General features: G+C 63.9%; 1 protein-coding gene. It reads right to left on the reverse strand.

The genetic code is table 11. The annotated features are described in order from the left end of the window. Positions 1-147: 147 nt before the first annotated feature. On the reverse strand, positions 148-1,191 hold a 1,044-nt coding region (locus ABT116_RS48230), incomplete at its 5' end, for an SLC13 family permease (RefSeq protein WP_351647853.1).

Consider the following 1,191-nt stretch of genomic DNA (forward strand, 5'->3'; position numbering starts at 1 on the left):
GCTGGCCGCCGCGACCGCCCTCGCGGACGTGGTGACCGAGGACGAGCTGAACCCGAACTACATCATCCCGAGCGTCTTCAACGCCGACGTCCAGGGCGCGGGGGGCAGCACGCCCGCCAAGTGGTTCTACCGACGGCAGCTGTTTGATCAGGCCTTCGTTGGCGACAAAAACACGTAGGTGAGGTTGGGGCCGAGGTTGACGCCGATCAACATCGCGAGCACCAGAGCTGGAGGTGCCGCCGTTCCGAGTGCCGCGATCATCAGCAAGGTTGCCGGCAGGTTGTTGACGAGATTGGACGCAACCGCCGCTACCGCGGCGACAAAGAGCAGTGATCCGTAGCTGGTGTCGCCTGGCAGGATCTGCGCAATCCATTCGCCCACCGGCCCGTTCGCGACGCCGGCGACGATGATCCCGAGAACCAGGACGAACGCGCAGAACCAGAGGTCGGCAGCGTAGATCATCTTGGCGGCGGTCGTACGGTGCCGAGCCAGAGCGATCGCTCCCAGGACACTCGCACCCACCACGGCGATCCAGGCGGGTTCGATCCCGAAGAAACCCGAAACCGCGAAACCGAGCAGCGTCAGTCCGATCACCGTCAGCGGCAGAATCGGCGCAGGCGCAGATCTGGCTGCCGCAGGCGGATCTGCGCTGTCGTCCCGCACGAGTTCCGAGCGGAAGAACAGTCGAAAGATCAGATATTCGACAGCGATCGTCACGATCCACGGCAACGCCATCAATGCCGTGAAGTGCAAGAACGTCAAACCTGTTGCAGCAAAAGCGATGAGGTTGGTCAGGTTCGACACCGGCAGGAGCGTCGACGCCGAGTTCGACAGGTGCGCACTGGCATAGGAATGGGGCCGCGGACTTGCTCCGATGGATCGTGCGGCCGCGATCACTGCGGGCGTCAGCAGCACGACGGTGGCGTCGAGGCTCAGCACCGCCGTGGTCAGGGCAGCGGCGCCGAAAACGTAAATCAGCAACCGGTGTGGATCCGCGAGGGATCTTTGCTGCAGGATCTGGCTGACCCAGCGAAAGACGCCGAGAGCGTCCGCGGCATGAGCGAGAACCAGCACGGCAACCAGGAAGACGACGGTGGGTGCCATGCTCGTCAGTTCTTCGCGGGCTTCGTCGAGAGTTACGACGCCGGTCAGGAGAACGATGACGGCTGCCGGCCCGGCGATGACGATCTC

The organism is Streptomyces sp. NPDC002130 (assembly GCF_040296465.1).
GTDB lineage: Bacteria > Actinomycetota > Actinomycetes > Streptomycetales > Streptomycetaceae > Streptomyces.